We start from the raw sequence: 20,139 nt of genomic DNA on the forward strand, positions 1-20,139 counted from the left end.
AATTTTATTAATTGGCAAATCAACTGAAACCGATGAAACAGATTATCTACTATCTACAGAAGCTAATCGCCACCATCTAAAAGAAGCTGTAGAATCACTTAAACATCCTGAGAACTATATTTATGTCGATCATGATGTTCTGCACCATCCCTTGGCAAAACATCCAAATCCTCATCCGATAAATTATTAACAAAAGAACTAGCAATTTCTAACAAAAATGCACTCGTATCCTCTGCCGAATCTGAAGGGTTTTCTGTTAAATTGGAACTGGGAAGGGGTCGCTGATTTGTATTGAGTCGCCATTCTAAAAAGCTAACAAAATCTAAAACCTCTTGCAAAACAGGTTCAGATAAAGTTTCTAAATGCTCTAATTTGTCTAAAATAAGCTCTTTGATTGCGTTCATATCCTGAACCTTGTATCAACACATTTACATTTTAACTGAAATCATAGAACTCAGCAAACCGGGTTTCTGGGTTTCTCTCTCACAACTGATCAAGTATGCTACAAATGTTAATGTAGCCTATAAATTCCCCTAAATCCTATTGAATAAATAACTGATTATGAACGAAATTCAAGAATACGATCTGGTTGCTCTAACCGAAGATGCGATCGCTATCCACAAAGTCACCCATCAGCAAATCCTACTCCATCGAGGGCAAATGGGAACAGTTTTAATGTCTTTTGATCAAAAAGCATTTTTAATTGACTTTACAGATCAAGAAGGCAATACTTTTGCAATGGAAACTATTGAAGCTGTTAAACTTTTACGCCTTATTAATGAACCTGAATTAGTAGGGTGCGTAAGCTCCGCGCACGCACCAATATTAGATCACAATCACAGAGATATTATCCTCTGAATTTATTATTGGCGATCGCACAATCTTTTGAGCAATTTATCTGAAAAATTTTTGATTAATCAGAAACCGGGTTTCTTGGGGTTGGGGATGGTGCGTGCGCGTGGCTTACGCACCCTACGGGATGATGAAATTGGTATATGTTAAATCTATTGAATCCTAATTTTGAACCTATGATGCACAATTTTATCCCCCCTGAACGGTTTTTCCCTTATTTAACTTGGACAGAAATTGAATCAATGGCTGATAAAAGTAATGTGGTTATTTTACAACCCATTGGAGCGATTGAACAACATGGCCCCCATTTACCGTTAATTGTTGATGCTGCGATCGCAACGGCTGTAACAGGTCATGCTTTAGCCCAACTTAATGATAACATTCCTGCCTACGCTTTGCCAACAATTTATTATGGAAAATCTAACGAGCATTGGCATTTTCCGGGTACAATAACGTTAAGTTCCCAAACCTTAACTGCTGTATTAATGGAATTAGGCGAAAGTCTTTATCGGGCTGGATTTAGAAAATTAGCTTTTATTAATGGTCATGGCGGACAACCGCAAATATTAGAGATGGTAGCGCGAGATTTACATCAACAATATGAAGATTTTTCTGTATTTCCCTTATTTGTTTGGCGGGTTTCTAACGTTGCTAGGGAATTATTAACCCCGAAAGAATTAGAGTTAGGAATTCATGCCGGAGATGCGGAAACCAGTTTAATGTTATCTTTACTGCCAGAACAGGTTAAAATGGAAAAAGCTGTGTGTGAATATCCCCAAGGTTTACCGGAAAATAGTTTATTAAGTATGGAGGGAAAATTACCCTTTGCTTGGGTGACACAAGATTTAACCAAAAGTGGGGTTTTAGGGGATGCAACGGTAGCGACAAAGGAAAAAGGCGATCGCATTTTAGCTTCTTTAGTTAACAGTTGGGTAAAAGTTATTGAGGATTTATATAAATTTAAACAACCCCAAAGGTTTAGGGATTAATTGAATATTAACGGAGTGCGAGCGTCCCCGCTCGATAGTTTCTCCCCTACTGATTTTCAATTGTTATAACAATAACTCTAATGGCTATATATAGCAATCCGTGTAGTCAACTTAACGCCAAAAGCCCGGAAATAAATTTCGGGCTAAAAGCTCAAACCCGTTAAAACGGGTTAAGAAAGAGAAGTTTTGAGTCATCTTTAGATGACTTCAGCTCTTAGNGGAGATAATTACTAATAATTAAAGCTCGTCTCGGAACCCGCCCTGCCCTGTTCCCTGTTCCCTGTTCCCTATTCCGTCTTATAAATAATTCACAAACCAGGTTAAATAATCTTCTACCAAAGTATAGTTTCCAGAATCTTCATCTGATACTTCTAATTCTGCTAAGGGAAGGGCAAATTTTCGATTATCATTGACCCGTTTAACATCTACAATAATTCCATCCATTTCATCAACTCCACCCTGAAACTGTTCCAATGAAAAAATATCCGTGTAAGAAGGATTGGTTTTTTTCAGCTTTTCATAATCTTTAGGATTTCCAGCACCATAGAGATATTCTTCTTCCCACAGAAATTCCTCTGCTCCCGTTAAATAACAAGGCATTTCAATCTTTTCTTTTAAATACTTGAGATATCGATTTAAAGTTTTAGAAGTCACATCTAGGGAGCCATTTCCCAATATTTTCTTGATTTTCTCCTCAAATTCTTCAACATTAAAGTTTTCATCTTCAAACAAACTTTCAGCATTAATTAATCCCATTGACTCCATTTGTTCAATGAGCTTTGTCATTGAACTCATTAACTCTTCTTTGAAGCCATCTCTTTGTTTATTCAATAAACCCGATACAATCGTCTCATCGATTTGAAGGGGTTTCAAATCAACTCCTGGTGGTTGTAATTTCTTTTTGTTTTTGTTCTGATACAGTTTAGACATTCTGTTACACCAAGCACAGTAGTTCTTCGTCTCAACCCTAGATGATTTCTAATTGATCTTTTTTAAGGTTTTTAGTTGTAGAGATGTTTTAAGTTACATCTCGACCAATCTTGACCTCAAGATTTTTCTATTGGGAAGGGAGTAAAATTTAGTATATCGTGCTACAGGTCTTTTTGTATTTTCAAGGGGAGAGAATTATGGTACAAACACAACAACCCGCTATACCCGTTATTTATCAAGGACAGTTTGGCGAATACACGATTAACGATAATGATCGTTGGAGCGTGATTATTTACCGAACAGGCTTAATCATAGCAGCCTTATGCTTTACGGTGGCAACGGGATTAATTTTGTTTCAGGAGAATAACCCCAGGGTTCTACAAGCGTTAACCCCCATCTACTTTTGTTTTTGGTTAGGGTTGGGGGTAAGTTTATCAACGATTCATATTTATTTGATTCCGTTACACCGACTTCTCCAACTCTTTTGGTTAATTGGGGGAATTGCTGCTGCGGTGTTTGCTTGGGTTGATGAAGAACCCTTAGCGTTAACAATTTATCACCATCCTTATACGTTGTTTGGGGTGGGGTTTACCTTTGTTGCTTTAACGGGGATTTATTTTAAAGAAGCCTTCTGTTTTAACCGCATGGAAACCAAGTTATTAACGCCTCTTGTTCCTTTATTATTATTGGGATTTATTGCAGGAATTTGGTCAGTTTCGGCTCAAAGAATTTTGTTAGCATTTTGGGCGATTCAATTTATCATTTTTGCTGGTCGAAAAGTCTTCCAAGGAATTCCTGCTGATATTGGGGATAAAAGTGTGTTTGATTATCTTCACGCTCAACGTTCTACTCAAGCTAAGGTTTAGATTCTAAAACTTCATGCTGAACCCGATAATTTTCCTTGATATCAGGTTCAGCTATTGTAATCGAAATCGCAATATATAACAGCCAAAAAATACTATTGCGAGCGACTAATCCGGTTTCGGTGTAGGTTGATATCAAGGTATAGGTCAAATAAATTAAAGGCCAAAGACCATAGAGGGCGTTAGTAGAACGAGCTAACCACAGGGAGCGGATTAAATTAATTAAAAATCCCAAAGCATAAGTCAATACTCCTACAAAACCCAAATCCAGCCACAAATCTATCCAACCGTTGTGGGAATTAGGAACAGGCCATTGGGCAATCCGAATGATGTACCCTGATGGGCCATCTAACCCTCTCCAAAACGCCCCCCAGCCATAACCGAGCCAGAACTTTTTTTCAATCATATCCCAAGCATACATCCATAGATCTGTCCGACCTGTAAGAGAGGCATCTTTACCCAAGGAAGCAAACACTAAACTGGAATACTCTGTGTATAAAAAATAGAGAACACCGGAGAGTGTAACTAAGCTTAAAAATGCTGGAACCATCAATACATAGCGGAATCTAAAGGTCTGATAAGCTAATAATGCCATCAATAAAATGCTTGTATTAATCATACTGGTTGTTGAGCGAACACCGGGTAAAAGAATTAGAACTAATCCTATACAGCAGTGAGCAATCCAAGTCTTTTTTTGTGGTAATACAGTTTTGAACATTAAGAACACAATCATACTCAGAGCGAGAAATCTTCCAAAAAGATTTTTATGGGTAAAAATTCCTCGAAATGCTCCGCTATGAATTGCCCCCATAATTCCATAGTGAGGTAATCCGCCAATAAATAGTAGGCTTAAAATCAAGATAAATAAATATGTCCAGCCTAAGATTCTAACTTGTTCCTGAATTGAATATCGAGATCCTAGATAGAGTCCAAAAAAGGTAGTTCCGATTAAGGTAATTGCAGTTCTGATGGTGATTGAGGGTTCGTCAGACCAAGTTATAGAAGCAACGGCAAAGCCGACAATTGTAATAATAATTCTATCTTTACTCATAAAATATAATGTTTTTTTCCAGCGTAATATCAAGAAGAAAATAGCTCCTAAATAAGTTAAAAAATAAAGGGCTGTATTCATTGCTAAATTAGTGGGATAAACTGAACCATCTCCCTCACTAGCTCCCCCGGATGCAATTAAGGGAACCCAATCGGCAGTATAATGGGTAATCGCTAAAATAGTAAAAACGGTTTCTATTTTTTGGAACAACGATTGTGATTTTTTAGGCATTTTTAGTTGTTTTAATTTTTTTTATAAGGATGATCAAAAAAATTAGACTTTTTTGAAGTGTGGGAAGCATAACGTTTAGCATGATAAAAATACTGATTTAACTCCTTTTTATTAATGCCATTAATGACTAAACCCAAGACTCGTTGACTAGCACGGTCTAAAATTTCTTTGACCGTGATCGCCGTTTCTCGATCAATTACCCCAGGACGACTGACTAATAAAATTCCCTGCGCCATTTGGCTGACAATTAAAGCATCTGCTGCCACAATTAAGGAGGGTGTATCGATAATTACAAAATCATACTGTTTAGAAATGTTCTGAATTAATAAAGCCATATTTTGAGACTCTAATAATCTTAATGGGTTGGGAGATATGACACCTGCTGTTAACACATCTAACCGTTCCATACCTTGACGAATGACAGAACTTAATTCTAGGGGTTCTGCTAAAATATCAGATAATCCAGGGGTATTCACTAACCGCCAAATTTGATGCTGAAAGGGTTGACGCATATCGGCATCAATTAATAAAACTCGATAACCTAATTGAGCAATACTCGCCGATAAATTAGCGCAAATTGTTGATTTTCCTTCCTGGGTCACGCCACTGGTAACAACAATAACTTTTAGGTTTTTATCGGAAGTCATTAACCTTAAATTTGCCTGCATCATCCGATATAGTTCACTCACTAAAGAATTCGGTGCTTCCATCACAGGAACAAACAGATTTTTTCGGATTCGGCTAAATTTAAAAGATCGATTTTTGGGAATAAACGGAATAATCCCAATAAGCTTATAATCCAATAAATTTTTTATTTCTTGAGTGCTTCTAACGGATTTATCTAAAATATCTAATAATAAAACCGATGCGGTTGCAAAAACTAAACCTAACATTACTCCTAGAATAAGGAGTTGGGATTTTTTACTTGTTCCTTTTTCAGGAACAATAGCAGTTTCAATAATTCTTGTATTATCAATTCTTTTATTTTCTGCTACTTGAACTTCTTCTAAATTTTTTAACAAGGTTTCATAGGTTACTCTAGCAACCTGAACTTTACGTTCTAGTTCCTGCTGTTGTTGTTCCAATTTAGGTAAAATACTCGCTCGTTTTTGATAAGCTGCACGAGATTCATAAAGAGAATTTAACTGTTGAGTTAAATCCAGACGTTTGCTTTCTGTATTAACATATTCTTGGAGTAAGTTATTATTTCCTTGACTACTTAATAATCCTCTAGGAAGTGAAATATTTTTGCCTAAAATTTGCTCAATTTGCTGTTGCAATGTGGCTGTAAGAGCCTCTTTTTTAGCAATTAAAGCAATAATTCTAGGATTCTGATCTCGAAATCGTTTTCTTTCATTGGTTAAATCCGATTCAACTTTTTCTAATTCTACTAATGTGCTTTTCATCAACGGGGATTCGCTTAAGGTATTCAAAGCGATCGCTTCTTCCAAATCTAAACCTACTTGAGTTTCTAAAGATTTTGATAAACTATTGATGCCATTCAGTTGAGATTCTAGGGTTGTAATTTGTCGATTTAACTCGGATAATCCCTCCACCGCCGAACTAAATTCTTGTTCTAAATTCAAAACTTGATTTTCTTCTTTAAAATCTCTTAAAGCTTGTTCAACTCTAAACACTTCTTTTTGAACGACTGGAAGTTGCTGAACAATAAAATCACGAGCTTTAGAAGCATCCCTGCGATTATTTTGATCGGTAATTGAAATATAAACTCCCATCAATGTATTGACCACATCGGCTGTTTCTTTAGCTATTTTACTGCTACAGGAAATTTCAACAATATCAGTCCCACCTAGAATCTTAATTTTGAGTTTACTTCTCAAAGAATCGGGTTCCATTAATTTCCCCTGAGAATCTGTTAATTTAAGGATGTTAATCGTTTTTTCTAATAAGGGACTCGATTGCATAATTTCAATTTGCGTACTCAAAGGAGTCTGATCAGATAATAAAGCTTTTAACTCTCCCAATTCTTTACCAATTCCAGCTAAGGATGAAGTTCGATCCACTTCAAATAATAACTTTCCCGTTGCTTCATAGGTTGGCTTGAGAAACCGAGTTCCATACCAGGCTAAACCTAAAAACAAGAGGAAAATCCCGACCACAATAAACCCTCGCTGTTTTAAAGTCAGTAAATACCGACTAAAATCCAAATCAATTGATTCTCTGTCTACCATTACTTTAACCTATCGCTATTCAAGATTTAAAACAATTAATTTCCGTTCAAAAATAGTCGGGTAATCGTATTCATAACCGACAACAAATCGGTGAAGGATTGTAAAGGTCGAAAGGCTTCTTCCAAAGAATCCCCTGTGCGAGTGACCGCAGATCGTCCGACAATAATCACATCATTTTGTTGTAAAATTGGATTTAAAGCTTCATTAACTCCTTCAGTCCAATTAACCTTCAGATTTCGTTGGGATACCGTACCATCAGGATTTAAACGCAGCAATTTAACTTGATTTTGACGAGCACGAATTAAATTAAACCCTCCTGCGACTAAAATCGCCTCGTTTAAAGTTGTATCCAGGGGAATTTCCAAAGTCCCTGGATTTTTAACTTCCCCCACCACGGATACTTTAATGGTATGAGGAGAAAAACTCGCTTTTCCTAACGCCCCAACTTCTGTGGGATTAATTGCGGTGGCTTTGGGGATCAAAATTGAGTCTCCCGGTTGTAAAGTCATATCCTGTTTTACATCTCCGGTTCGTAACAATTCCCATAAATTAATATTAACAATTTGTTCTTCTGAACTTTGCGTTAGACGCCGCAGTTGAATTTCTCGAATATTAGCTAAGGGAGTAATCCCTCCGGCTAACTTAATCGCCGCTGTCACCGTTGGAGGTTGTCCAGTTTCAGTTGCTTTTTCTCCCACAAGATGAGTCCCCGGATTAAACACTTCTCCGACCACAATAACGGGAAAGGGATCGATTTTTGGCGAAGCAAAACTGGCAGAATTAAGTTGACGAATATTTAAAGCATCAAGGGTTTCAGCTTGAGGAACATTAATCCGATCTCCATCCCGCAACACCAGATCTTGACTGAGATCACCGGTTTCAATTAATTGTCTTAAGTTAACTATAATCGATTGTTTTTGAGGATTATTCCGTTCAATTTTAACCCGACTAATATCGGCAGATTGGGTAATTCCTCCCGCTTGTTGTAACAGTTGGGTGACTTTATAAAACTGAAATTGACGAGCCGCAGCACTGGGAACGGATAAGCTCAGGGTATAGGTTCCAGGATGATTAACTTCCCCGGAAACAGCAATTGTCATCGGTCGAGGCGCAATTATGGTGACGGTGGTAATGGGTTGTTGAACATAAGGCTGATACTTTGTAGCAATAATCTCAGCTAGTTGTAAAACCGTTAACCCAGTAACAGCAATATTTCCAATTAAGGGTAAACCAATCGTACCATCACTTAATACTAAATATTCACCACTGTATTCGGGTACATCTAAAACATCAACTCGCAAGAGATCCCCTGTCCCCAAAGTATAGGCTTCAACGGGTAGAGTTAGGGGTGAAACTTGAGGAGAAGAAGACGTTAACCTTCGGTTTGGCAAGAGCAATTGAGCATCAGCACTCTGAATATTATCAGTAACGATCTCAGTAAACATTAGGATCGCTACAACTTGAAGAGTTAAGGTTTTAAGAATCGATAGGCTATCATCGGTTTTCATAAACACTCCATTGATTCTGCGAAAATTTTCCACAGTAGAAGAGCTTGTTATAAACTCTCTGGAGTTATCCTCAAGTTGAATCGATGGGTAGCGGGATCAAATTAAAGAATCTAGCTCCGTGTAATCCGGGAGTGACTCTGTTATGAGTATACCATTTCTAATAACAAGGCGCTCGCTCTCTTGACGAGATAAGATTTCACTCAAATAACGACCTTTAAAAACAATAAAATCTGCCGGAAGTCCGACACCAATACGTCCGACATCGGGTAAACCCATCAAATCTGCTGGGGTTTTTGTTACCGTACATAACCAATCTTCAAAAGGTCGATCTAAATGACAAATTCTCACCGCCATTTTAAACACTTCTAAGCCATCATGGTCGCCAAATCCATAAAATGGATCACGACAATTATCACTCGCAAAAGCAACAGGAACTCCCGTTTGTTTCAATTCATGGACTAAGGTTGTTCCTCGCCAGTGAGGGGTTTTTGGAGATTGAGATTGATCATATTGACGATCTTGTAAATAGAGATTACACATCGGTAAACTCACAACCCCAATTCCGGCTGATTTAACGATATTTAAGGTATGTTGAACAACATCATCGGGTTGTACCGCTAAACTGCAACAATGTCCGCAAACAATTTGACCTTCAAATTGATGTTTTAACGCGGCTTCCGCAATTTTCTGTAAACAAATTGATTCTACTTCTCCATTTTCATCAACATGAAAATCTAAGTTTAATTTCCGATCTTTGGCGATTTGAAAAACTCGTTCTATTTGTTGATCTAACTCAGGATTCATATAGGCAACTCCCCCTAAAATTCCTCCTGATTCTGCTATTTTATCAACTAATTTTTCCCCTTCCGGCGTTAAATAATAATCCAAAGTTGCTAAAGAAACGGCTTGCAAAATTAAGCGATTTTCCCATTCTTTTCTCAGGGTTTTAAATACATCCCAATTCAGATCCGTTAACCGTCCGGCTGAATCTAAATGAGTCCGAATCGCTTTTGTTCCATGCACATAACTACACTTTAAACCAAATTCCATCCGTCGATAAATATCTTCGGTTGTCCAGGTTTCTTCATCTTTAAATGTTGCTGTTAACGCCTGTTCAAAAGTTCCATTTAGATTCGGTGAACGTTCCCAAATATGACCTTTATCTAAATGAGTATGAACATCGACAAAACAAGGCCAAATCTGTCTCCCCTGTAAATCTACCGTTGCAATATTACCTGATTCAACACTTCCTGATACAACAATTTGCTCTATTATCTCCGATGCAATTTTAACATCAACCACTGCCATACCATCGTTATTTGCTGAATTTGCGATCGCCGCATCCCTATTTTTCAACACACAAACCGGAACACGAACATTTTTTAACCAATAACAAGAGGTATTAGGAATCATAAGTGGGGGATAGAAACCGGGTTTCTCTACTTTTTTAACATGATTTCAGCAAGTACAGAGAAGAAACCCGGTTTCTGACTCTAAGCAGGGGACTAGAAACCGGGTTTCTCTACTTTTTTAACATGATTTCAGCAAGTACAGAGAAGAAACCCGGTTTCTGACTCGTTTCTCTACACCAAAGATAAAAACTCTCTAAAGATTGATGATTATGCAAAAAACGTATGCTAGTCATGCTAAAGCTTCATAAAGTTTTAAGTTTTGTAACATTAGCTACGATTATATCGGGTTTAGGGGTCTAACTTATTCATATTCCTTAACGTTCCGGTTGAGGGAACAAAGGTGAACTCTCTCACTTTAGGAGGATCTTCACCCTAAAATTAAGCAATTTTTTACATTTGAGTCTCAAATGATACGGTTTGCCTTCAATAGACCTGTTAGTATTCGGCCAAATTTGATCCATTTCTCATTGGCCTGAAAATTTGAGACAGAGCAACACTGAGGAATCGGCTATGACCAGCACAGTCCCACAAAAGACAGCCACAAACAGGTTTGAGAAATTCAAAGCGGAAAAAGACGGTTTGGCTGTCAAAGACGAAATCGAAAGCTTTGCCCGTTTAGGATGGGAAGCGATGGACGAAACCGACCGAGACCACCGCCTGAAATGGTTAGGGGTGTTCTTCCGTCCGGTGACTCCGGGTAAATTTATGCTCCGGTTACGTTTACCGAATGGGGTCATCACCAGTGAGCAGATGCGGGTTTTGGGGGAAATCGTGCAGCGCTACGGTGATGACGGCAATTCTGATATTACCACAAGACAGAACCTTCAGTTAAGAGGAGTTCGGATTGAGGATATTCCTGACATTTTTCGACGGTTTGAAACCGTTGGACTGACGAGCATTCAGTCAGGAATGGATAATGTGCGAAATATTACAGGCTCACCCGTTGCGGGTTTAGATGCGGATGAACTTTATGATACTCGTGAGTTAGTGCAACAAGTTCAAGACCTAATTACTAACTCTGGAAAAGGCAATTTAGAGTTTAGCAATTTACCGCGAAAATTCAATATTGCGATCGCCGGATGTCGAGATAATTCCGTTCATGCCGAAATTAATGATATTGCTTTTATTCCGGCATTTAAACAGAATATTTTTGGGTTCAATATCTTAGTGGGAGGGTTCTTTTCTGCCACCCGTTGTGCTGCGGCGATCCCTTTAAATGCCTGGGTACAACCCCATCAAGTCGTGGGTTTATGTCGAGGGATTTTAGAAGTCTATCGAGACAATGGGTTAAGAGGAAGTCGTCAAAAAGCTCGGTTAATGTGGTTAATTGATGAATGGGGCGTTGATAAGTTCCGTTCTGAAGTGGAAAAACAAATCGGTTATTCTTTAGAACCCGAAGCCGAAAAAGACGAAATTCTCTGGGAAAAACGGGATCATATTGGGGTTTATCAACAAAAACAATCAGGATTCAACTATGTTGGATTAAATGTTCCCGTTGGACGTTTATATGCTCACGATATGCTAGAATTAGCCCGAATTGCTGAAGTTTATGGCACGGGGGAAATTCGCTTAAGCGTTGAGCAAAATGTGATTATTCCCAATATTTCCGATAGCCGTTTAGATGCTTTCCTAACAGAACCCATCTTAGATAAATTTTCAATTAATCCATCGGGGTTAAGTCGAGGGTTAGTATCTTGTACAGGCGCACAATTCTGTAACTTTGCCTTAGTTGAAACTAAAAACCGGGCTGTGGCATTAGTGAAGGAATTAGAAGCAGAATTAACCGTCGAAAAACCCGTCCGTATTCATTGGACAGGTTGCCCGAATTCCTGCGGACAACCCCAAGTTGCTGATATTGGATTAATGGGAACAAAAGCGCGCAAAGAGGGGAAATCTGTTGAAGGCGTTAACCTCTATATGGGAGGAACAGTTGGCAAAGATGCTAAACTCGGTGAATGTGTACAAAAATCCATTCCCTGTGATGATCTAAAACCAATGTTGCGACAAATTCTTGTAGAGCAATTTGGAGCAAGACTCAAAGAAGGAGTGGATTTAACGAGTTCTGAATCTGAAATTAACCCTCCAGAAACAACTCCAAAAGCCCCGGCTAAAACAGCAATAATTATTTTTGCTAAATCCGGTAAAACCTTTACCTGTGGAGAAAATGAACTGATTCTCGATATAGCTGAACGCGAAGGAATTCCCATTCCCAGTAGTTGCCGTTCAGGAAATTGTGGAACTTGCCAACAAAAATTAGTTAAAGGTCAGATCCAATATGATAGTAATCCTGATGCAGCAAAAGACCTAGAACCCGGTATGATTTTAACTTGTACTGCCCATGCTATTAATACCGTCGTTATTGATGCTTAACGACTCTAAAGATTAATCAGAAAAACCACATCAATTATTTACCAACACGGAATAAAGACATAAGACATGAGTAAGCTTTCACGACGTAAATTCCTGTTAACGGCTGGTGTAACTGCGGCTGGAACTATCTTTGTACATGGTTGTACTTCTGGAACTAATTCTTCAACAACTGCCTCTAATTCTTCCCCGGCAACAACAGTAGTTCCGGCGGCTAATATTAATCCGGCTGATGCCCCAGAAACACCAACTGCAACATTAGGATTTATTGCCTTAACCGACTCTTCACCCTTAATTATTGCCTTAGAAAAAGGCTTCTTTGCTAAATATGGAATGACGGATGTTAAGGTGGTTAAACAAGCCTCTTGGCCTGTCACCCGTGATAACTTAGAATTAGGGTCAGGTGGAGGCGGAATTGATGGGGCGCATATTTTATCACCCATGCCCCATTTAATGACATTAGGAACGATTACTAAACAACCCGTTCCGATGTATATTTTAGCCCGATTAAATACCAATGGTCAAGCAATTTCGTTAGGGAAAGATTATCTTGATGCTAAACTAACCATTAACGATAGTGCCAAATTCAGAGACATTGTATTAGCTGCCAAAAACTCAGGAAAAGAAGTCAAAGGAGCCATGACTTTTCCGGGTGGAACCCACGATTTATGGATACGCTATTGGTTAGCTTCAGGTGGGACAGTTCCTGATACCGATATTTCAATTATTCCAGTTCCCCCAGCCCAAATGGTTGCTAATATGAAAGTCGGGAATATGGAAGGCTTCTGTGTCGGTGAACCTTGGAACGCCCAATTAGTGAATCAAAAAGCCGGATATACGGCTTTAATAACCGGAGAATTGTGGAAAGATCACCCCGAAAAAGCCTTTAGTATGCGAGCAGATTGGGTGGATAAAAACCCGAAAGCAGCAAAAGCATTAACAATGGCGGTATTAGAAGCGCAACAATGGTGTGATCAACCCGAAAATGTTGAGGAAATGTGTCAAATTGTTTCCCAAGATAAATGGTTTAAAGTCCCCTTTAAAGATATTATTGAGCGATCTAAAGGAAATATTGATTTTGGGGATGGGCGGGTTATTCAAGCGAGTCCTGTTGCGATGAAATTCTGGAGAGATAACGCCTCTTATCCCTATAAGAGTCATGATATGTGGTTCTTAACCGAAGATATTCGTTGGGGATATTTACCGCCTGATGTAGATATTAAAGCCACCGTTGATAAAGTCAACCGCGAAGATTTATGGAGGGAAGCAGCCAAATCTTTAAGTGTTCCCGCCGACCAAATTCCAGCGACTACTTCTCGCGGTGTGGAAACCTTCTTTGATGGCGTACAATTTAACCCCGATGATCCTCAAGCTTACCTCAATAGTTTAGCCATCAAAAAAATATAATTCCCTCTGTTTGATCCCCCCTAACCCCCCTTACCAAGGGGGGAACCAGAAAATCAAAGCTCTACTTTTTTAAGAGGGAACTGGACTATTAAAGTCACCCTTTTTAAGGGGGATTTAGGGGGATCAAACCTAGGAATATATCGCTAAAAACCCGATTTCAATTCACTCATCTCTAACACTTATGACGACTAGCATTAAAGCTCGTTCTAGCAGTAAAAATCCTCTGAGTTTTATCTTTGATTGGTTTAATAAAAACCGCAATCAAATCATTCGTCCGTTAATTGCCATCTTTATTTTTCTAGCCATTTGGCAACTGTTATGTTCAGGAGAAAACCCTAATTTACCTTCTCCAATTACCACCGTTAAGGAATCTTGGGAATTAATTGTTAATCCATTTTTCGATAATGGGGGCATGGATAAAGGGCTATTTTGGCAAGTTCTAGCCAGTTTACAACGGGTTGCCATTGGATTTACCTTATCCGCTATTGTTGGAATTGCATTAGGGATTTTAATCGGAACAAATGCCTTTATGTATGATGCCTTAGATCCCCTATTTCAAATCTTAAGAACTATTCCCCCCCTGGCTTGGTTGCCCATCGCCTTAGCCGCTTTACAACAATCTAATCCTGCTGCCATTTTCGTCATTTTTATTACCGCAATTTGGCCGATTATTATTAATACTACCGTTGGAGTTCAACAAATTCCTCAAGATTACAAAAACGTTGCTAGAGTCTTACGTTTACCCCGAAGTAAATATTTCTTTAAAGTGTTATTTCCCTCCGCAGTTCCTTATATTTTCACTGGGTTAAGAATTGGTATCGGTTTATCTTGGTTAGCCATTATTGCGGCGGAAATGTTAGTCGGAGGAGTTGGCATTGGATTCTTTATTTGGGATGCCTATAATAGCTCTCGAATGAGTGCGATTATTGTGGCTTTAATTTATGTCGGGGTTGTGGGTTTAATCCTCGATCGCGCCATTGGTTTTATTGCTTCTAAAGTTGTTCCCGCCGACCAGAAATAAATCACTAATTTCAACCCTTAACCGTTAACCCTTCTCACCTCTAATTATGTCTGTATTTGTAGAAATTGATCACGTTCATCGCATTTTTAATCTCCCCAATGGAGAACAATATATCGCGCTGAAAAATATTGAACTCAAAATTAAAAAAGGTGAATTTATCACCTTAATTGGTCACTCTGGCTGTGGAAAATCGACCCTTTTAAATATTATTGCGGGGTTAGATCAAGCCACAGAAGGCGGGATTATTTTAGCAGGGCGAGAAGTCCGCGAACCGGGGCCAGATCGGATGGTTGTGTTTCAAAATTATTCCTTATTACCTTGGTTAACGGTACGCGAAAATATTGCACTAGCCGTTGATGAAGTCTATCGCAAACTGCCTAAAACCGAACGTCAAGATATTATTGAAAAACACATTAAATTAGTCGGTTTAAGACAGGCGGCAGATAAATTACCGGGAGAAATTTCGGGGGGGATGAAACAACGAGTTGCGATCGCTCGCGCCTTAGCTATTAAGCCCCAATTATTACTTTTAGATGAACCCTTTGGGGCGTTAGATGCTTTAACTAGAGGAGGGTTACAAGAGCAGTTAATGAAAATCTGCGAAGCCAGCCAAGTTAGCGCTGTGATGGTGACTCACGATGTCGATGAAGCCTTATTATTATCCGATCGCATTGTGATGTTAACTAACGGCCCAGAAGCCCATATCGGGCAAATTTTAGAGGTGAATATTCCCCGTCCCCGTCAACGGATGGAAGTGGTTAATCATCCTAACTATTATGCCTTGCGAAATGAGATTGTTTATTTTCTCAATCAACAGAAAAAAGCCAAAAAATCAGCCGTCCAAAAAGCTCCTACTGTTATTGCTAAAAATGGTTTAGAAAAAGTTAATTTAGAGATCGGGTTTATTCCCTTAACCGACTGTGCTCCTCTGATTATTGCTAAAGAAAAAGGTCTTTTTGCCGAGTATGGATTAAGTGACGTTACCCTCAGTCGAGAAACCAGTTGGAAACTATTAGGTCAAGGAGTCGTAGAAGGTCGTTTAGACGCGGCGCAAATGGTATCTGGAATGCCCTTAGCCATGACATTAGGCTTCGGTAAAAATCCCCCAGTTCCGATAGTAACGGCCTTAACCTTATCTCGAAATGGCAATGGAATTACCCTAAGTCGTCAATTATATGAACAAGGGGTTAGAACCCTGGAAGACTTCAAATCCTTGATCCAAAAACAGCAGGATAAAGTGCATACTTTGGGCATGGTACATCCGACTTCTATGCACAATTTAATGTTGCGGTATTGGTTAGCAGCCGGAAATATTAACCCCGATCAAGATGTTAATTTAACGGTAATTCCACCGCCTCAAATGCAAGCCAATTTAAAAGCCGGAAATATTGATGGCTATTGTGTGGGGGGGCCGTGGAATTCCCGCGCTGTTTATGAAGATTTAGGATTTGTGATTGCCAATAGTTTTGATATTTTCCCAGAAGGACATACCGAGAAAGTTTTGGGGGTGACAGAAGACTGGGCAAATCGTTATCCTAAAACCCATATTGCGCTAGTAAAAGCATTAATTGAGGCTTGCGAGTATTGCGATGATCGGCGAAATCGGGAAGAAATTTTAGAGATTTTATGCCGAGATGAATATATCGGATCTGCACCGGAATATACAAGATTAGGATTTATTGATCCCTTTCCTAAAGGTGATGGAAAACCCCCAGAATTATTAATCAATTACAATCAATTTTTTGTCGATAAAACCAATTGTCCAGATACGACAGAATTTCTGTGGATCATGGCAGAAATGGCACGATGGGGGATTACACCTTTTCCCAAAAATTGGGTTTCAATTTTAGAACGGGTATTAAGAACAGATGTCTATGGTGAAGCGGCAAGAGAATTAGGTTTACCTTATGTTGGACGCGATCGCCACACAATTAAACTGTTTGATGGCACTCTATTTAATCCGAATGACCCGATTAAATATCTCAAAAATCTCAAAATTAAACAGGAAATTTGGATTGAAGAAATTATCCTTGATCCGATCGCTGCCTAAGCGTCAACAATCAACCGTCAACCCTTAACTGTCCCCAAAAAATTATGCAGACACTAGACAGTATTTCTTCTAAATCAACTTCTCCCTCTAAATCCGATGCCTTTTTGGTGATTGATCAAGTTTCCAAGGTTTATGACACACCCAAAGGTAAATATATTGTGCTTGAAGATGTCAATCTTCAGGTCAAAGAAAGCGAATTTATTTGCATTATTGGTCACTCCGGGTGTGGAAAATCTACGTTATTAAATATGGTGGCGGGGTTTAATCAACCCACAACCGGGGTCGTATCTGTTCAAGGACAATTGATCACCGAACCTGGGCCAGAACGGATGGTGGTCTTCCAAAACTATTCCCTTTTACCTTGGTTAACTGCGAAAGAAAATATCCACTTAGGCGTTGAGTCAGTATATCCTGACAAATCCTCGGCTGAACACAGCGAAATTGTTAAAGAAAATTTAGAGTTAGTGGGGTTATCCGAAGCGGCGAATAAAAAACCCGCTCAACTGTCGGGAGGGATGAAACAACGGGTTTCCATTGCGCGTGCGTTGGCGACTCGTCCCCAAATGCTGATTTTAGATGAACCCTTTGGCGCCTTAGACCCCATTACCCGCGAAGAATTACAGGAAGAATTGCTCAATATTTGGCAAGATCATCGGATTACGGTTTTGATGATTACCCATGATATTGATGAAGCTTTGTTTTTAGCGGATCGCCTGGTGATGATGACCAATGGCCCCGCCGCCCAAATTGGAGAGATTCTCGATATTCCCTTTTCCCGTCCCCGCAACCGGGCCCAAATTATGGAAGATCCCCGATATTATGAATTGCGGAACTATGCCCTAGATTTTCTGTTTCGACGTTTTGCCCATCATGAGGAAGATGAAGATATAACCCCTGACACGGGATCAGCACAAAGCACTACAATAGCACCCAGTTCCAGTCATATAGCAACAGAGGTGCTGAATATGCAACCCAATAGACCTGATCCTGATGACAATCCTTATGCTCAAACTCCCGAACCTGAGTTAACCCCTGTGGTTGATCCCGTGACTCCGATACCTGAACCCTCAGAAGAAATGTCACCTGGAATGAAAACAGGGATATTATTTGCCCTGTGGGGAGTGATTCTTGCTACCTTAGTGGGATCGTTAATGTTTAACTCCACGACCCCAACCCCGAATCAAGAGGCGGAAACACCAGAATCATCGGCTACGACGATGGAGACGGAAACTACCACCGTCACGGAAACCGTGACTCCGATCATAACGCCGTCTCCTACCCTATCCCCTACCCCGACGGCGACCTTATCACCCGGTACAGTTCCCTCGGTTAGTCCCTCTCCCTCCCTGGCTGTCACTCCAACCCCCACTCCTAATGCAGTGGTAACGACTTCACCGAGTCCCAATAGCCTTGGATCTACCCCAACAACAACCTCCTCCCCTAGTTCAACAACGGCTATCGCACCGACACCAACGGCATCTCCAACGGTTTCTCCGTCTCCCGTTGCAACGGCATCCCCAACGCCTGAAAGTTTAGCATCGCCAACGGCGGCTCCTTCCCCAGCCGCGACAACATCACCGACAACAACGGCGTCGCCAACGTCTTCACCTTCTTCTGTGGCAACATCCCCCAGTAGCACAACGACAACCACCCCTAGTGCGGCGGATTTAGAACAGTTAAATCAAGAGGTTTTTGACAAAATTAATGAAGCGTGGACAACTACTCCGGTTACTGCATTATCGATTTATGTGGTTAAGGTGAGTCAAACCGGGGATATTTTGAGTTATGAAGCCAAATCTGCCGATGCAACTCAGAACCTGAATAATACCCCTCTGCCGAAGTTAGTTAAGTCGGATGTGAGCCAAACGCCCTATACGCAATTTGAAGTAACATTTACTCCCGTAGGAACGTTAGATATCAAACCTGTTCAATAGGGAATCAATCATGAGGAATTGGGAGTTAATTATTATCCTAATTCCTCTGTAGAAGGGAGGGAACAGGGAACAGGGAACAGGGAACAGACAGGAAAAGAGAGACAAAAGTTTAGATTTTAGCATCAGTCTATGTCCTAACACCCCAGGCGCGACTGCTATAGCGCTACGCGCAAGGGAACAGGGAACAGGGAACAGGGAACAGTAAGAAGTGAAAGGGTTTCAGGATTTAAAAATGTCCTNCAGCTTTTAGCCCGAACTTTAGTTCAGGGCTAACGTGACTTAAGTTAACATCAATGGGCGCGCCTTACCCCTATATTAAACTCAAATAAAAATGCTATAATTTTAGATAACAAATAATTTTTAGGGTTATTATCACCGGAATGTCATAAGTTATGGCACAATGTTTTTTACCTCAGATAGTCAGAGTCCTGAAGGGCTCACTACGTCAATAATAGAATTATGATGAATTCCTCCTTACAACGAGCATTCGACCAAGGCAACGCCCTGAAAGTAATTAGCGGTTTAACCAATTTTAACGTCGGACGGGTCGCCTCTGTCGTGAAAGCAGCAACTCAAGGCGGCGCAACCTTTGTGGATATTGGCGCTGACCCTAACTTAGTGCAAATTGTCCGTCAATTAACCCATCTCCCCATCTGTGTTTCTGCGGTTGAACCCCAGAAATTTGTGACTTGTGTAGCAGCAGGTGCAGACTTAATTGAAATTGGTAATTTCGATGCGTTCTATGCTCAAGGACGGCGTTTTGAAGCGGCGGAAGTTTTGCAACTGACCCACGAAACCCGCGCCTTACTGCCCCATATTACCCTATCTGTCACCGTTCCCCATATCCTCGAACTCGACCAACAAGTTGAACTCGCCCTCGAACTTGTGAAAGCGGGTGCAAATATTATCCAAACCGAAGGCGGAACCAGTGCTTCCCCGGTTCATGGTGGCACATTAGGACTGATTGAAAAAGCCGCCCCGACCTTAGCCGCCGCCTCGGAAATTTCTCGCGCTGTGTCGGTTCCGGTATTATGCGCTTCCGGTATTTCTAATATTACCGCTCCGATGGCTATTGCTGCGGGAGCCGCAGGCGTTGGTGTCGGTTCTGCTATTAACCGCCTTGATAACGAAGTCGCAATGGTGGCGGTGGTTCGGAGTTTAGTTGAAGCGTTAGCAACGGTTCAAGCTAACCGAATTTACGCTTAAAAAGGCAATAGAAAATAGGGAATGGGCACAAAATATAACAGCCAGCAGAAGAAAGAAAGGGCGGGTTTAGGGAGATAATTACTGATCATTAAAGCTCGTCTCGGAACCCGCCCCTACGGTTTAATT

At 40.1% G+C, this 20,139-nt stretch carries 14 protein-coding genes and 1 pseudogene; 9 read left to right on the plus strand and 6 right to left on the minus strand.

Annotated features, from left to right (window positions below; genetic code table 11):
* Positions 1-98: 98 nt before the first annotated feature.
* Positions 99-404 carry a hypothetical protein gene (locus PL8927_RS01415; protein ID WP_156093058.1) on the minus strand — a complete coding sequence of 102 codons (306 nt, stop codon included), beginning with the start codon at positions 402-404 and terminating at the stop codon, positions 99-101.
* Positions 405-561: 157 nt separating this feature from the next.
* Between PL8927_RS01415 and PL8927_RS01420 the strand changes: the two genes are divergently transcribed.
* Entirely contained in the window at positions 562-858 is a 297-nt protein-coding gene (locus PL8927_RS01420) for a DUF4926 domain-containing protein (protein ID WP_083616777.1), read from the plus strand.
* 173 nt (positions 859-1,031) lie between these two features.
* Positions 1,032-1,841, plus strand: a complete 810-nt coding sequence (locus PL8927_RS01425; RefSeq protein ID WP_083616842.1) for a creatininase family protein — start codon at positions 1,032-1,034, stop codon at positions 1,839-1,841.
* A 297-nt stretch (positions 1,842-2,138) separates the two neighbouring features.
* Here the strand turns inward: PL8927_RS01425 and PL8927_RS01430 are convergent, their stop codons facing one another.
* Positions 2,139-2,771, minus strand: a complete 633-nt coding sequence (locus tag PL8927_RS01430) for a hypothetical protein (protein WP_083616779.1) — start codon at positions 2,769-2,771, stop codon at positions 2,139-2,141.
* Positions 2,772-2,968: 197 nt separating this feature from the next.
* Here PL8927_RS01430 and PL8927_RS01435 point away from each other — a divergent pair, with 197 nt between their 5' ends.
* Positions 2,969-3,637, plus strand: coding sequence for a DUF2301 domain-containing membrane protein (locus PL8927_RS01435; protein WP_083616781.1), 669 nt, complete (start codon positions 2,969-2,971; stop codon positions 3,635-3,637).
* Here the strand turns inward: PL8927_RS01435 and PL8927_RS01440 are convergent.
* The 4 genes from PL8927_RS01440 to PL8927_RS01455 all read right to left on the minus strand — a co-directional run bounded on the left by PL8927_RS01440 (position 3,627) and on the right by PL8927_RS01455 (position 10,029).
* Positions 3,627-4,916, minus strand: a complete 1,290-nt coding sequence (locus tag PL8927_RS01440; RefSeq protein ID WP_083616783.1) for an O-antigen ligase family protein — start codon at positions 4,914-4,916, stop codon at positions 3,627-3,629. The genes PL8927_RS01435 and PL8927_RS01440 overlap by 11 nt on opposite strands.
* An 11-nt stretch (positions 4,917-4,927) precedes the next feature.
* The gene (locus PL8927_RS01445; RefSeq protein WP_083616785.1) at positions 4,928-7,108 is read right to left on the minus strand and encodes a GumC family protein; all 2,181 of its coding nucleotides are present in this window, start codon (positions 7,106-7,108) and stop codon (positions 4,928-4,930) included.
* A 35-nt stretch (positions 7,109-7,143) separates the two neighbouring features.
* Positions 7,144-8,616, minus strand: a complete 1,473-nt coding sequence (locus PL8927_RS01450) for an SLBB domain-containing protein (protein ID WP_231505877.1) — start codon at positions 8,614-8,616, stop codon at positions 7,144-7,146.
* A gap of 96 nt (positions 8,617-8,712) precedes the next feature.
* Entirely contained in the window at positions 8,713-10,029 is a 1,317-nt protein-coding gene (locus PL8927_RS01455) for a cytosine deaminase (protein WP_083616788.1), read from the minus strand.
* 509 nt (positions 10,030-10,538) lie between these two features.
* Between PL8927_RS01455 and PL8927_RS01460 the strand changes: the two genes are divergently transcribed.
* The 6 genes and pseudogenes from PL8927_RS01460 (at position 10,539) to PL8927_RS01485 (ending at position 20,013) form a co-directional block, all read left to right on the plus strand.
* On the plus strand, positions 10,539-12,398 hold the full coding sequence (locus tag PL8927_RS01460) for a ferredoxin--nitrite reductase (RefSeq protein ID WP_083616790.1): 1,860 nt from the start codon (positions 10,539-10,541) through the stop codon (positions 12,396-12,398).
* A 66-nt stretch (positions 12,399-12,464) separates the two neighbouring features.
* On the plus strand, positions 12,465-13,802 hold the full coding sequence (locus PL8927_RS01465) for a CmpA/NrtA family ABC transporter substrate-binding protein (protein ID WP_083616791.1): 1,338 nt from the start codon (positions 12,465-12,467) through the stop codon (positions 13,800-13,802).
* Positions 13,803-13,983: 181 nt separating this feature from the next.
* On the plus strand, positions 13,984-14,823 hold the full coding sequence (gene ntrB, locus PL8927_RS01470) for a nitrate ABC transporter permease (RefSeq protein ID WP_083616793.1): 840 nt from the start codon (positions 13,984-13,986) through the stop codon (positions 14,821-14,823).
* Between the two features lie 46 nt (positions 14,824-14,869).
* On the plus strand, positions 14,870-16,873 hold the full coding sequence (locus PL8927_RS01475; RefSeq protein ID WP_083616795.1) for an ABC transporter ATP-binding/substrate-binding protein: 2,004 nt from the start codon (positions 14,870-14,872) through the stop codon (positions 16,871-16,873).
* A gap of 44 nt (positions 16,874-16,917) precedes the next feature.
* Positions 16,918-17,748, plus strand: a pseudogene (locus PL8927_RS28945) (nitrate ABC transporter ATP-binding protein); the annotation flags it as partial.
* Between the two features lie 1,518 nt (positions 17,749-19,266).
* The gene (locus PL8927_RS01485) at positions 19,267-20,013 is read left to right on the plus strand and encodes a DUF561 domain-containing protein (protein WP_197047276.1); all 747 of its coding nucleotides are present in this window, start codon (positions 19,267-19,269) and stop codon (positions 20,011-20,013) included.
* The last annotated feature ends 126 nt before the right edge of the window (positions 20,014-20,139 follow it).

This window comes from Planktothrix serta PCC 8927 (genome assembly GCF_900010725.2).
In the GTDB taxonomy this organism is placed as follows: Bacteria; Cyanobacteriota; Cyanobacteriia; order Cyanobacteriales; family Microcoleaceae; genus Planktothrix; species Planktothrix serta.

Bases quoted from the DNA above. Each gene is read 5' to 3' on its own strand.
- PL8927_RS01415 (WP_156093058.1), bottom strand. From the start codon at position 404: ATGAACGCAATCAAAGAGCTTATTTTAGACAAATTAGAGCATTTAGAA.
- PL8927_RS01420 (WP_083616777.1), top strand. From the start codon at position 562: ATGAACGAAATTCAAGAATACGATCTGGTTGCTCTAACCGAAGATGCG.
- PL8927_RS01425 (WP_083616842.1), top strand. From the start codon at position 1,032: ATGCACAATTTTATCCCCCCTGAACGGTTTTTCCCTTATTTAACTTGG.
- PL8927_RS01430 (WP_083616779.1), bottom strand. From the start codon at position 2,771: ATGTCTAAACTGTATCAGAACAAAAACAAAAAGAAATTACAACCACCA.
- PL8927_RS01435 (WP_083616781.1), top strand. From the start codon at position 2,969: ATGGTACAAACACAACAACCCGCTATACCCGTTATTTATCAAGGACAG.
- PL8927_RS01440 (WP_083616783.1), bottom strand. From the start codon at position 4,916: ATGCCTAAAAAATCACAATCGTTGTTCCAAAAAATAGAAACCGTTTTT.
- PL8927_RS01445 (WP_083616785.1), bottom strand. From the start codon at position 7,108: ATGGTAGACAGAGAATCAATTGATTTGGATTTTAGTCGGTATTTACTG.
- PL8927_RS01450 (WP_231505877.1), bottom strand. From the start codon at position 8,616: ATGAAAACCGATGATAGCCTATCGATTCTTAAAACCTTAACTCTTCAA.
- PL8927_RS01455 (WP_083616788.1), bottom strand. From the start codon at position 10,029: ATGATTCCTAATACCTCTTGTTATTGGTTAAAAAATGTTCGTGTTCCG.
- PL8927_RS01460 (WP_083616790.1), top strand. From the start codon at position 10,539: ATGACCAGCACAGTCCCACAAAAGACAGCCACAAACAGGTTTGAGAAA.
- PL8927_RS01465 (WP_083616791.1), top strand. From the start codon at position 12,465: ATGAGTAAGCTTTCACGACGTAAATTCCTGTTAACGGCTGGTGTAACT.
- ntrB (WP_083616793.1), top strand. From the start codon at position 13,984: ATGACGACTAGCATTAAAGCTCGTTCTAGCAGTAAAAATCCTCTGAGT.
- PL8927_RS01475 (WP_083616795.1), top strand. From the start codon at position 14,870: ATGTCTGTATTTGTAGAAATTGATCACGTTCATCGCATTTTTAATCTC.
- PL8927_RS01485 (WP_197047276.1), top strand. From the start codon at position 19,267: ATGATGAATTCCTCCTTACAACGAGCATTCGACCAAGGCAACGCCCTG.